Raw genomic sequence first — 12613 nt, forward strand, 5'->3', positions numbered from 1 at the left:
GATCCTGAGCACGGGGGCGAGGGTATACCCCCCTGGGTACCTACACGGCCGATGCCGGCCGGAGTATCCGCAGGTCAGAGCCCGTTACTCGTCGGTAGATCTGGTGTCTTCACCCGTCGTCGCTGGTCGAATCCAGCGCGACCCACGCAACCTAGCGACACCCAGCAATCCCAGGTCAACCCACGTACTCGGCACGCACCCAGTGTCCACCCGCACCCCGGCACCCCTGCCGGGGGTGCCCACACCCCTAGCCCTGCCCTGCCTGCACACCCAGTGCAGGCCCTAGCCCTGTCCCTGCCACTCAGCACGTGCACCCACATCCCACGTACCCCAGTGCTGGCCCTAGTCCGGCAGGGGCGTACTCAGCGCCGAATCTGGGGGATCGGTGCGGCAGTCCGGTCGGCGAATTTCTCCCGGTCCATCTGCGAATACTTGAATTGCCCGAAACTCATGTTTGACAAACCTGGGTTGGCAAACCTAGATTCGTTCATGTCAGCAACACCGACCGAAACGGAGACACCGAAATGATCACCCTCGAAAAGAACAAGTCCGCGCAGTTCACCGCGACCGAGAACGAAGAATGGTCGCACTCGCGTTACGAGGGCACGAACGAACTCCGCGACGTGTTGAGCGCCGCGACTCATGATGAGTTCTCGGATTCTCAGTACGCCAGGAATGAGGCGCTGGTTATGCGAGTCGTGAGCAACGATCTCGCCGCTGTCGCGGAGCTGTTCGCCACCATCCGTTGATTGATTCCCGGTCGTCCGTAGCGACCGGGGGTCACCCCCACCCCGACCGGCATTGAGCCGGTTCGGCCGAAGGGCTTACGACCTCGGAGAAAGGACCTAGACATGATGGTTCGCACAATCCGCAGCTACGCCGCAGATCGCTTTATCGCGATCATGCCGGGGGAGATCGAGTACTCGGAAGAAACCGGCTACACGATTGACGGCATGGACCCGTTCGAATGGGTCGACGCAATGGCCGCAGATTAGGCAACAGCCCGGATGGTCGTAGCGAGGGTTCGACTCCCTCGCCGGGCACGACCCGATCGAAAGATCGGACGCGCGTCAGAGCATCCGCTCTGGCCGACTCCGCCGGACCAACAGGTTCCGGCACCGATGAAAGGTACGAAATGATCCGCATGATTCTCGCCCTGCTCGCTGGCCTGCTGCTCGGCGTTGGTGTCACAGACACCGCGTACGCGGCCCCGGTTGAACCGTCCGTGACCTGCACTGAAGACATGCCTTGCTGGCGAGCGTGGATGGGTGACGGCCAGGTCGGGCCGATGGCACCGCCTTACATGTTCCTGCCCAGCGGCCCCGAGTGGGATGCGCTGGCACCGCTGTACGGATACATCGAGGGTTGATCCTCTGATACGCGAAAAACCCCCGCCGATCCGTAGTCGGCGGGGGTTCTTTGTGTTCGGATTAGGCGTGCGAGATTCCGCGCCTTTCTAGGTCGGCGCGGAGCAGTTCGTTATGGTCCATCAACACGGACCGCGCCCCTTTCTTACGCATGTTCTCACGGAGCCGAAACGCTTCGCTGAGTTGGTCTGAGGCATCAACCAGGGTCGGCCACAAGCCGTCATAGTTCGGCCCGCGTCCGGGCGTCTCGCGCAAGAACGCCTCGATACGCAACAGCTCCATATGGAGTTCCTGGCAAAGCAATGAGCAGAACGTACGCTTGTTCGACCGCCGTCGCGGACACCCCTCACTGGCGCATCTGCGGTCAGCCATTCTTCTGCCTCCGTCGCTTCCGCTTGTGTGTGGGCCACTGGTCGCCGGTTCGTTTCCGTGCCTCACACGGTGGGATCTCACTCGCCATTGATCGACCCCTTCCCGCCGATACCGCGCAGCATCGCGCGGAGGACACCGGCACCATTCAAAGGAATGTGCTGGCCGTTTCCGCCCTGGATCGTTTCCCGGAGAATGTCGGCGGTAGGCTTCGCCGGTTCGGTGTGCCGACGGTTGATCTCGTCAATGCGCGCCCGGAGCTGGGCGACTTCGTCGTCTGAGTCGTCAACCGGGGCCGGAGCCATAGCGGCCCGCAGCATTCCGGCCGCAGATCCCTTGACGGCGTGTTCCTGGTCCTGGCGCTTGATTGCGTCACGGAGCATTCCGGCGGCGTTTCCTGTCTGCCGGTGCATTGGCCTACGGCTCATGTTCACTACTTCCAATCGTTGGACTCGCCGCGAATTTCGGCGAGAGTCTTCAAGGTCACGGATGCGGGCGGCGCTGGCCGCTGGTATCGCTGCATCCACTTTTCCCGGCGCACCGGTTCATCTGGCAGTTTCTTGGATTCGAGCCACGCTCGATAAGCGATCTCCCGATCTTCGGGCGACTTCGCTTTCCATCCGATTTCATACCAATTCACATTTGCCCTCCCGGATACAGGAAAGGCCCCCAGCTGGCACGCTGAGGGCCGTTCACAGTGTTTTGATGTAAGGGCCTGGGTTGGCGGCCCCAGGCGCTCACAAGCTCGATTAGCCGCTAATCGGGGTCGCCTCGATATTCGCCCGCAGCGAAGCGGCCTCGGCCGGTGTATTGAGCTTCCATGCGATGCCCTCACGGACACCCGCCAGCAGAACCGGGCCAATCGCCTGTTCGGCGGGATCGGCGTTCTTCCCTTCCGCAGCGTCGAGCGCGGACAGTTCCGCACGTGTAACAGGGTTGAACACAGACAGAGCCGGGTCCATACGGGCAGCAGCGTGGCCCGGCAGGTTCTTGGTGGAGTTCAGCCACACCGTGGCGGCTTCGATACGGGCAGCGGCTTCGCGTGCCGTCTGGTAGGCGTCGACGACATCGCCACCGGCAGCGACCAGCATTTCAGAGGTCACGTTTTCGGGGAGCTTGGCGACCGCATCCGCGTAAGCCCCGGTGGCCTTCACGAACTCGGGTTCGAACTGGGCGCGGATCTCGTCTACAGCGTCCGAACCGGCGCGAATCACCGCACGGGCGGCCTGGTCGACCGCTACAGCCTTGGCGTCGCTCATGGCTGACGAAGTAGCGCCGACACTGTTTGTGGTCGTACGTGTGAGGGCCAGCTCTGCGGCATACGCCCTGACCATGTCCTCGGCGTTCTTGTCGGTGACCTTTGACAGGTCGAAAATCGGGTTGTGACCGGTTTCGATCCACTTGAGCGATTCGTAGGTGTTGATCGCCTTGGTGAGATCCTTCGGCAGCTCGACACCGAGCGAGGTCCAGCTAGCAACGGCGTCGGCAACGTCAACAGGACGGGTGTACATGTGGTGTTTCCTCTCGGGCGAATCGCTCTAGGCGTTCGCCAGGTTTGCCGACTGTGTCGGCTCGGGTGGTGGGGCACCTTGCCCCGGACATGGGAAAGGCCCCAGCTTCAACGCTGAGGCCCGAAAATAGGCTTTGGGTACTTGGGGCTAGGGGATGATTCCTGAGTCCCTGATTCGTCGTCGTGCATCCCGGCACGCGACACGGTATCGGTGGCGCGCTTCGCGCTGGAATTGAATGCACCGACCGTTTGAGTCGGCGGTCCTCGGGGTATGGCGGGTGCATCGTGGTGTCGGCATGGTTCACCTCCTTTGATGGAATAGGTGTAGTCGATACAGGCAAAAGAGAAAGCCCCGGCTACGGACCGGAGCTTTACCCCCTCAATAGATATGTAAAAGACTGGAACATCACGCATGGTTAGGGCAGTATTTGTCGACCATGCATTCGGAGCATTTCCGCCGGGCTCTGAGTCGAGCCATACGGTAACGAGCTTGGTCGTTGTGTTTCTCCCATGCAGCCTCGGCGCACTCCGGGCACCGGGAGGGCCACCGGCCGATCTGGGTGATTGGCTTATGCCGGTACCGCCGGATGTTCCGGCGGGTCGTCACCAAGCCCGAGCAATCCTGACACCGGCCGTAGTAGACGCGGTGTCCCCAGAACTGGACAACGCACCCGTACCTGGTGGTCCACGTGTGGAACTCGTCGGGGTTCGCTTCTCGGTACACGTCGACCTTGTTTCGCACCATCCTGGATTCCTGGTGCGATAACGGAATGACCGCATTGGCGCGGTCCTCTGGTGAGATCAGTGGAAGATTGAACATGCGCGTACGCGCCTCTCTGCGGCCACCGGGCCGCGATAGATGTAGTCCGGTCCGTTTAGGGACCGGGTGTGAACCGCTGTGATCAGCGGGAATGGTCATGCCGGCGAGGGCCGCGGGAAGGCCCTCGGTCCGGTTAGGGATCGGCTCCGATGGCCGATCCCGTAGCCGCTCCAGCGGCTCATGTGGAGGACCGCCCGCAGCGGTCCATATCGAGTGAAGGGCGGCCACTCAGCCGCCCAGTCATGACACCGGCCACCGAGGCCGGTACAGGTACAGGGACCGCCGGGGAGCGGTCCAGATGATTCGCCCTCCCGGTGCAAGGGAGGGCTTCAAAGTGGGGGTGGTGGGTGGTGAGGAACGAACCACACATATAGGGGGACACCACCACCACCAACTACGCGACCAGCTCCCACACAGTCGCCTTGTCGTCGCCGGTGCGGGTGACCAGCTTGGACACTCCGCCCCGACTCAGCTGGTCTTTCCACGTTGCGCTAGACCGGTCCGGGAACTCTTCGGCGAGCCTGGTAGCCGCCTGGTTCATCCCGACGCCCTGGCAGTGCTCGACCACGTACGCCGCTGCCTTCGCGTTCAGATCCTGGGTGACGGCTGACCGCTTCGGCTTCGGCTCGGTGGACTCTGCCGCTTCGCTCTTGTCGACCCAGGGGCCACGTTGTAGAACCCGGTAGTCCGGGCCCTGCCGGGGTTCGGCCACAATCTGTTGCGGCTGGTCCAGCAAGTTCGATTGGACGATAAGTGCGGTGTTCCCGCCGCGTAGTCGTCGCTTGGCGGTCTGGCGTACCTGAATCCATACGCGGGATTTCTGGACCGATGTGGATGCACCCATTGGTGGCGCACCGTTCACCACAGCACCTTTCTCGGATTCGTGGTGCAGGACCACCACCGGGACACCGTGGTTCGTGAGGCGGGTGAATCCGTCGAACACGGTTGCCACCACAGCAGCATCGTTGGTATCTCCGGTGACACCCATAAGGTTGTCCACTACGACGAAATTGTGCCCCTCACTGAGAAGGTGATCCGCCAGGGCTTCCCATTCATCCGCGCGGGCGGTACGGCCGATATGGAACACCGGAACATCTACGTCCACACCTTCGGGTATCGCCTTGTGGATTCGTTCCCCGTACTCTTCGTCCGATCCGGGATCGGTCCAAAGAATCGCAGGCTTCCATAGCTTGGTTTTGTCGGTGGGTTGCATCCCGAGGAATTCTCGGTCGGCAACGAGCAGGGACAACAGGAGCGAGCTAACCAAGTAGGATTTCCCAACGTTGGACCGGCCGTAAATCATCGTGACCGAAGAGCTGATAGTGTCGGGAAAAATCCATCGCTCATGTTGTTTGGATCGTTCGTACGCTTCGCGGGTTGTGGTTCGCGGGAACCTTTTGGCAATGTCAATCATGCGGTTTCTCTCTTATGTACTGATCAGAAAACCCCGGCGCTACGGACGCCGGGGGATCTGAGATGTTTGTCAATTTGGGTTGACCACGCTCTGACGTGGGATCGGTGTACGTCCCGGCTTTGGTACCCAGGTTGTAAGTGCCATGACCTCACCGGCCGATGACATGTACGAAGTGTCTAGAACCCGGTCGGCCGGAACTCCGAAGTACTCGCGGGCGATCCTTCGATGTGCAGATACCGAGCCGTTCGCCTGCCGGGTAGCGATGCTTAGACCGTCTTCGTCGTACTCGCACAGAGCTAGGAATCGGTCACCGGTGCGACCTACGGCGCTAGCCGCGAACACGGTCACCGGTTCAGCTACTACGGTCACGCCGCCACCTCGTAAATCAGCAGTTCCGCAGCGGCGTACATCATGTCTGGGTCTTCGACCTGGACCCGTACAACCGGCTCCGAGGTGCCGAACCGGTCCCAGATCGGCCGGTAAATGTCGTCGGTGTTCTGGACTACCGCCGACCGATACACGGTCACGTGTTCGTCGGCTTCAACGACGTACAGGAACCCTGGATGTTGGATGTTCAATAGTCGTTCCTCTCTGTTGTCGTCGCTTTTCGTAGTCGCCCTGGCTGGGTCACTTCTGGCCGTAGCCGCGTGTCCGGGGGTTCCGTGGTGTTCGGTGCCGGATTCTCCGGCCCTACGCTGTTTGGTTGTGCCTCAATACTTGGTGTGACATACCTGGTACGTCAAGCCAGATTGGCGATTAGTGACACAGTTCACACCATGTTGGGCATACCTGGGATGGCGGAGTATGGTCGACGCATGGAAGAGGAGGCAGTCACCGAGCACATCGGTCCCTGGGATGTCCGGTTTACGTGGCCGAAGGGGGCTACTCAGGGCGGCCCGACACGGCTGGAGATAGTTCCGGGCGAGCGCGCTACAACACAGGATCTCGCCGGGGGGATCTCTCAGACCGTGCTACGTCAGATCAACTTCCGACATGCGTTTATGGTGCTCCAGCTGGACATGTCAGACCTGCAACCAACGTCGTTGCAAGACGAACTCGATACACGGGCCAGGTCGCTGCGGCGGATGCTGGCCGATGGTGTGACGGATGTGTACCTGGCGACCCTGTCCGAGACGTACCTACTACTCATCCAGACCGGCGAAAAGAACGTCGCGGGCAAGCTCGCGGAAATGGTCGACCGAACTCCGTCGGGGGTTCTCCAGCAACTCAAGCGGGCACGCAAGGCGGAACTACTGACTTCGATACCCGGCCGCGCCGGGGGGCAGTTGACCCCGAAGGCGGAGGAGATCCTAACCAAGGATGGCGACTAGTTGCGTCATGTGACGAAAATGGGCCCCTGACCTCGTGAGTCGGGGGCCCTTCGGGGTATTTCGGTCGGCAAGCCAGACTGTTTGCTCTGGTTGACTCTCGCAATCGTATTCGTGCCGGTCTAAGCGGACCGGGGGCCTGCCCGCGGAGCGGGCCGGCGACCGGGTAACCCGAGGTCAAACAGATTTCTCACCGACCGCTAAACGGACCGGCATCCTCACGGTCGATTCTGTCGCGGATCGCATCCACGGTCCGATCCTGCGGAATCTGTTCCGGCCACAGGATCACGCCGACCACCACCGCCAGCGGCAGGCCGATTACCAGAGTCCACCCGAGGGCGATCACCGGTACGACTCCGCAGCGGTGAGCCATGCGTCTATGTCGTCGAGGGTGCCGACGCACACCACGCGCCACGGGCTTGCCAGCTCGCACCCTTCGGGGCACGGCTTGATCGTGAGCGACCTCAACGCGGCGCGGTCGACCAACGGTTCTAGCTGCTGACGAATCGTGTTCATCGGTTCCCCTCGGTTGGCGAGCCCCACCCGACCGGCCGTAGTCGGCCGGGCGGCCCGTGCCGTCAATCCTTCGGATCACCGAGGTTCCTGGGCAGTGGCATCGGTAGTGCCACGGGGTGGCATTCGTAGTGGCACACAAGCGAACCGGTCCGTACCGGGGCATCATGAGTTCATGCACACGGGCAAGCTCATCCGCGATCTGCGGCAGGCTCGCGGGTGGTCACAAGGTCGCCTTGCTCACGAACTCGAGAAGCACTCGGGGCAACCGATCACGCGCGAATACATCTCGCGCCGGTGGGAGTCGTGTAAGTCGGTGCCGTCGCCGTTCTGGCTCAGGCACCTAGCCGCCGTTCTGGATGTGCCCCTTGCTGTGATGGAGTCCGACACCGTGCAACGCCGACAGTTCCTATCCACGATGGCCGCTACCGTGGTGGCCCCTGTTGTGGCCTCTGATTTGCTCGCTGAGGGGTTCTCGGCGCGTCTGAGGGGTATGGGCCCCTCGGTCGATCAGTGGGCACACACGCTCACCGGGTACGGGGCCGATTACATGACCTCCGGGGCCGCTGAGATCCAACAGCGGCTAGCCGTGGATCTCGCTGTGATCCAACAACAATGCGACACACCGCAGATGTGGACGCACGCCGCGCGGCTCATGACGTTGTTCGCCAAGACGTTCCCCGGCTCGGACGGGTCGAAAGCTGTTACGTGGTACCGGATGGCGGCTGAATCCGCCGACCGATCCGGCGACGTTGACACTCGGGTATGGGTACGCGGACGGGCCGCTATCGCCCTCGGCTACGAGGGTGCCTCACTGCCGATTGCAACGATGTTCGCCGACCAGGCGCTAGCCATAGACGACCGGCCGTCGCTCGGTCGGTTGAATGCGTTGTACGGCAAGGCTCATGCCGCAGCGATCACCGGGGACCATGACACCGCGAGGGCCCTGGATTTAGAGGGCCGCCGCGTGTTCGATCTGGCAGGCTCGGAGGATTCCGAGGCCAGTGACTACGCCGTGCCGTATTGGCGGCTCGGTGTGTTCCGGTCCTTGCTCCGGGCCCGGCTCGGTGACGAATCCGAGGCAATCGAGGCCCAGGACGAAGCGCGCCGGTATCTGCCGCCGACGCTGCCCCGGTTCGCAACCCATCTGGAGATGCACCGAGGGCTAATGCTGGTCCGTGCCGGTGACCGCGAGGGCGGTAGGGCATACGCCAGGGCCGCACTTGACGCGCTGCCACCCGAGAAACACTCTCTGACACTGCGAATGCTCATGGATGAGATCTCACCCCCGGTCCGTTTAGGTGGTGGCTCCGAATCGTCGTGACCAGCTGAGATCCGGCAGCCGGCCCGCTCCGCGGGCAGGCCCCCGGTCCGCTTAGGTTCTCTCTCGGTCGGACTCCGGTAGTCTGGTCCGGCAGCACCCCCCGGCTACGGACCGGGGGGTTCTGTCTATCTGGTGGACTTCAAAACATGTACCGGATATTTCAGCCGAGTACGGAGAACCGACTAGTCCGAGATCCTTCCTAGCCACTCCTGGTAGCCGTCCTCGGTGTCGCCGGTGTCGAACAAGTGCCACTCGTGCTTGGAGTGGATCTCCAACCGGAATCCGGCGTCTCGCAACATGTCACGGCGTCCGATCGGGTCCAGCCGGTTCCAAGCCTCTGCGTAGGTCTCTCCGGTGGTCTCGACCTCGTATCGAGGCGGGGTGACCGGCGACGCCTCTAGGGCCGTCCTCCGGGCAGTGAGCCCCGTCAATCGGTCGATGTACTGTGCCCGGTCCTCGGGCGTGACGATCAACCCAGCGTCGGACTCGTCGCGAAGGCGTTGGATTGCGTCCTTCACGCGCTCCAGATCGGCCCGGTTGTCGCTGCCGGGGATCAGCACTCGGCGGGTGACCGGTCGGGGGCCGTAGTGGTCTAGAAAGTTCTCCTCTAGCGCACCCAGGACAATGCCGGACTGAACCAATACCTTGCACCCCCGGTCCGGCTTGTTCGCACACCGGAAGTACCAAACGTGGTCTCGCGTCTTCGGCACATGCTGCGACAACGGGCGCTTGCACTTGCCGCAGAACCCAACGCCAAGGATCGGGTTCTCGGAGTTGACCCGCTTCTTGCCCGACACCTTGCGCTTCTGGACTTCTTCTTGGACGCGGTCCCACTCGTCATCCGAGAACGTCGGGTCTGTCATCTGGATCATGGACCCATCCGCAGTCAGTACCGGATTCCCGTTCGAATCCACCTTGATGCCTTGCGTGCCGTGGCTGGTGAGAATCCCCAGCAGCGCCGAGTGTGTCCATGGCTCCCGCCGGAGCCGGGGTTTGCCCGACTCAACACGCGATCGCTCCAACGAAGTCAGGACCGCCGACCCCTGACACGGTCCGGGGCACTCCTGGTCCCGCAGAGCGTGAGGGCACTTGTTCAGATGGGCCACAATCGCCGTCAGTGAGTCCCCGGCGAACAACCGGGGTTTGATCTGGTCGTGTAGGACCTGCTGTGCTGTCGGGTCCTGGACGATGCACCGGCCCTTGCCCGAAGGGTGCGGCGCGGTCTTGAATCCGAACCGGGGGACTCCGTACGCCCACCGATCGGTCTGCCGGATGATCCGGTGCCCGTCCTTCGTGCGGGTGCTGAACCGGTTCAGCTCAAGCTGTGCGAAGAAGGAACCGATGTACACGAACAACTCGGCCAACATGCCCTCTAGGCCGGGTGCAGGGTTCAAGTAGTTCAGCACTAGACCGTCCTCGGCGAACACCAGGATCTTCTTGTGCTGCTCGCACCACTCCGCCACCTTGACCATGTGCCGGGTGGAACGAAACGCCCGGTCGATCTTCGAGAACACCAAGATGTCGAACGAGTCTGCGAACTCTTCTTTGAACCAGCGGCCCAGGTCCGGCCGATCGAACGGTGACACCGAGGCGGACACGTCTAGGTCTTCGAACGTCCCGACGACACTGGCCCCCTGCGCGTCGACCCAGTTCCCGCCTGTCTCATGCTGGGCAAGGTGGGAAACCTTGCCTTCGTCCTTCAACACTGACACCCGAGCGCCGACAACGGCGCGCAGTCCCACATAGCTCATGTGGGCAGTATGAACTATGGGACGCTGTATCTCACGGTCTCCTGCTGGCGCCGGTTGGTGACCGGCGTCGACCGCTCGCTGCACCGCGGCGACCCGGTGATCGCCTACGGGCAGCTGCGCTCGCACGAATATCGCGGCAAGGACGGCGCAGAGCGGCGGGATCTGGAGATGCGCGCGGTGGCCGTCGGGCCCGATCTGGCCCGCTGCACCGCGTCGGTGGTGCGGCGCGCCGACGCCGCGCGACCGGCGCCGCACGCGGTGCGGAATATTTCCGGCCGCCGTGGCGCTGCAGCACCGAGCGCCGAGGAACCGGCCGGATATGCGCCGACCGAAGACACTGCCGTAGCCTCTACGACCGCGGCGGATTCCCTCCCGGCGCGATCGCCGGTTGCGGTGCCGAACCCGGGCACGCCCGCGCAGGTCGACGCCTGAGGGGCGGTCCGCGGCATCCGGCCCGCTCCGCATCGCACCCAGTTACCCCGCACCGATAGGCTTTCTCATATGGCTGAGTTCATTTATCAGATGATCAAGGTTCGCAAGGCGCACGGCGACAAGGTCATCCTCGACGACGTGACGCTGAACTTCCTGCCCGGCGCCAAGATCGGTGTTGTCGGCCCGAACGGCGCCGGTAAGTCCAGCGTGCTGAAGATCATGGCGGGACTGGACCGGCCGAACAACGGCGAGGCATTCCTCGCGCCCGGCGCCACCGTCGGCATCCTGCAGCAGGAGCCGCCGCTGAACGAGGAGAAGACCGTCCGCGGCAACGTGGAGGAGGGCCTCGGCGAGGTCAAGGTGAAGCTGGACCGCTTCAACGAGATCGCCGAACTCATGGCCACCGAGTACTCCGACGAGCTCATGGACGAGATGGGCAAGCTGCAGGAGTTCCTCGACCACGCCGACGCGTGGGACGTCGACTCCCAGCTCGAGCAGGCCATGGACGCGCTGCGCTGCCCGCCGCCGGACGAGCCGGTCACCAACCTCTCCGGTGGTGAGCGCCGCCGCGTCGCGCTGTGCAAGCTGCTGCTGAGCAAGCCCGACCTGCTGCTGCTCGACGAGCCCACCAACCACCTCGACGCCGAGAGCGTGCTGTGGCTCGAGCAGCACCTGGCCTCGTACCCGGGCGCCGTGCTGGCCGTCACCCACGACCGGTACTTCCTCGACAATGTCGCCGAGTGGATCCTCGAGCTCGACCGCGGCCGCGCCTACCCATACGAGGGCAACTACTCCACCTACCTGGAGAAGAAGGCCCAGCGTCTCGAGGTCCAGGGCAAGAAGGACCAGAAGCTGCAGAAGCGCCTCAAGGAGGAGCTGGCCTGGGTGCGCTCGGGCGCCAAGGCCCGTCAGGCCAAGAACAAGGCCCGCCTCGGCCGCTACGAGGAGATGGCCGCGGAGGCCGAGAAGCACCGCAAGTTGGACTTCGAGGAGATCCAGATCCCCGCGGGTCCGCGCCTGGGCGACATCGTGGTCAACGTGTCGAACCTGGACAAGGGCTTCGGCGACCGTCAGCTGATCAAGGATCTGTCGTTCACGCTGCCGCGCAACGGCATCGTCGGCGTCATCGGCCCCAACGGTGTCGGTAAGACCACGCTGTTCAAGACCATCGTCGGCCTGGAGGCGCCCGACAGCGGCGACGTGAAGGTCGGCGAGACCGTCAAGCTCAGCTATGTCGACCAGAACCGCGCGGGCATCGACCCGAACAAGAACGTCTGGCAGGTAGTCTCCGACGGGCTCGACTTCATCGAGGTCGGCAACCAGGAGATGCCTTCGCGCGCCTACGTCAGCGCGTTCGGCTTCAAGGGCCCGGACCAGCAGAAGCCGGCGGGTGTGCTCTCCGGTGGTGAGCGCAACCGGCTGAACCTGGCGCTCACCCTCAAGCAGGGCGGCAACCTGATCCTGCTCGACGAGCCGACCAACGACCTCGACGTCGAGACCCTGAGCTCGCTGGAGAACGCGCTCGAGCAGTTCCCGGGCTGCGCCGTCGTGATCTCCCACGACCGCTGGTTCCTCGACCGCACCTGCACCCACATCCTCGCGTGGGAGGGCGACAGCGACAACGAGGCCAAGTGGTTCTGGTTCGAGGGCAACTTCGAGGCCTACGAGGCGAACAAGATCGACCGCCTCGGCGCGGAGGCGGCTCGCCCGCATCGGGTGACCCACCGCAAGCTGACCCGCGACTGACCTCGCGAAAAGCGCTACGGCCCGGCGGAGTTGATCGGC

Annotated in this window: 15 protein-coding genes; 7 read left to right on the forward strand and 8 right to left on the reverse strand. The window is 63.2% G+C overall.

Annotated elements, in window-relative coordinates; all coding sequences use genetic code 11:
* The first annotated feature begins 524 nt into the window (after window positions 1-524).
* The 3 genes from DFR69_RS21640 to DFR69_RS21645 all read left to right on the forward strand — a co-directional run bounded on the left by DFR69_RS21640 (window position 525) and on the right by DFR69_RS21645 (window position 1369).
* Window positions 525-749 carry a hypothetical protein gene (locus tag DFR69_RS21640; protein ID WP_110039442.1) on the forward strand — a complete coding sequence of 75 codons (225 nt, stop codon included), beginning with the start codon at window positions 525-527 and terminating at the stop codon, window positions 747-749.
* Window positions 750-851: 102 nt separating this feature from the next.
* Window positions 852-995 (forward strand): hypothetical protein, encoded by a 144-nt coding sequence (locus DFR69_RS34570; protein WP_167456365.1) that lies wholly within the window; start codon window positions 852-854, stop codon window positions 993-995.
* A gap of 140 nt (window positions 996-1135) precedes the next feature.
* A complete protein-coding gene (locus tag DFR69_RS21645) occupies window positions 1136-1369 on the forward strand; it encodes a hypothetical protein (RefSeq protein WP_110039443.1) in 234 nt (77 codons plus the stop codon).
* Window positions 1370-1430: 61 nt separating this feature from the next.
* Here the strand turns inward: DFR69_RS21645 and DFR69_RS21650 are convergent, their stop codons facing one another.
* From DFR69_RS21650 to DFR69_RS21670, 5 genes are all read right to left on the reverse strand, one after another.
* Window positions 1431-1649: a hypothetical protein gene (locus DFR69_RS21650; protein WP_146229392.1), complete on the reverse strand. Its 219-nt coding sequence runs from the start codon at window positions 1647-1649 to the stop codon at window positions 1431-1433.
* A 167-nt stretch (window positions 1650-1816) separates the two neighbouring features.
* Window positions 1817-2119, reverse strand: a complete 303-nt coding sequence (locus DFR69_RS21655) for a hypothetical protein (RefSeq protein WP_146229393.1) — start codon at window positions 2117-2119, stop codon at window positions 1817-1819.
* A gap of 366 nt (window positions 2120-2485) precedes the next feature.
* Window positions 2486-3247 (reverse strand): hypothetical protein, encoded by a 762-nt coding sequence (locus DFR69_RS21660; RefSeq protein ID WP_110039446.1) that lies wholly within the window; start codon window positions 3245-3247, stop codon window positions 2486-2488.
* Between the two features lie 1213 nt (window positions 3248-4460).
* Entirely contained in the window at window positions 4461-5480 is a 1020-nt protein-coding gene (locus DFR69_RS21665; RefSeq protein ID WP_110039447.1) for an AAA family ATPase, read from the reverse strand.
* 365 nt (window positions 5481-5845) lie between these two features.
* Window positions 5846-6058 carry a hypothetical protein gene (locus DFR69_RS21670; RefSeq protein WP_110039448.1) on the reverse strand — a complete coding sequence of 71 codons (213 nt, stop codon included), beginning with the start codon at window positions 6056-6058 and terminating at the stop codon, window positions 5846-5848.
* 237 nt (window positions 6059-6295) lie between these two features.
* Between DFR69_RS21670 and DFR69_RS21675 the strand changes: the two genes are divergently transcribed.
* Entirely contained in the window at window positions 6296-6811 is a 516-nt protein-coding gene (locus tag DFR69_RS21675) for a hypothetical protein (RefSeq protein WP_110039449.1), read from the forward strand.
* Between the two features lie 187 nt (window positions 6812-6998).
* Here the strand turns inward: DFR69_RS21675 and DFR69_RS34575 are convergent, their stop codons facing one another.
* Window positions 6999-7154 (reverse strand): hypothetical protein, encoded by a 156-nt coding sequence (locus DFR69_RS34575; RefSeq protein ID WP_167456366.1) that lies wholly within the window; start codon window positions 7152-7154, stop codon window positions 6999-7001.
* Complete coding sequence (locus DFR69_RS34580; protein ID WP_167456367.1) at window positions 7151-7324, reverse strand: hypothetical protein; 174 nt, start codon at window positions 7322-7324, stop codon at window positions 7151-7153. The genes DFR69_RS34575 and DFR69_RS34580 overlap by 4 nt, the downstream gene beginning before the upstream one ends.
* A 172-nt stretch (window positions 7325-7496) precedes the next feature.
* On the opposite strand from DFR69_RS34580, the gene DFR69_RS35340 reads away from it, so the two are divergent.
* Window positions 7497-8645, forward strand: coding sequence for a helix-turn-helix domain-containing protein (locus DFR69_RS35340; RefSeq protein WP_110039450.1), 1149 nt, complete (start codon window positions 7497-7499; stop codon window positions 8643-8645).
* A 182-nt stretch (window positions 8646-8827) separates the two neighbouring features.
* On the opposite strand, the gene DFR69_RS21685 is transcribed toward DFR69_RS35340, so the two are convergent.
* A complete protein-coding gene (locus DFR69_RS21685; RefSeq protein WP_110039451.1) occupies window positions 8828-10396 on the reverse strand; it encodes a recombinase family protein in 1569 nt (522 codons plus the stop codon).
* A 9-nt stretch (window positions 10397-10405) separates the two neighbouring features.
* On the opposite strand from DFR69_RS21685, the gene DFR69_RS35345 reads away from it, so the two are divergent.
* Window positions 10406-10828 (forward strand): single stranded DNA-binding domain-containing protein, encoded by a 423-nt coding sequence (locus DFR69_RS35345; protein ID WP_425271603.1) that lies wholly within the window; start codon window positions 10406-10408, stop codon window positions 10826-10828.
* Between the two features lie 69 nt (window positions 10829-10897).
* Window positions 10898-12574, forward strand: a complete 1677-nt coding sequence (gene ettA / locus DFR69_RS21695) for an energy-dependent translational throttle protein EttA (RefSeq protein ID WP_110039452.1) — start codon at window positions 10898-10900, stop codon at window positions 12572-12574.
* Window positions 12575-12613 lie beyond the last annotated feature (39 nt).

This window comes from Nocardia neocaledoniensis, assembly GCF_003182135.1.
Classification (GTDB): Bacteria; Actinomycetota; Actinomycetes; order Mycobacteriales; family Mycobacteriaceae; genus Nocardia; species Nocardia neocaledoniensis.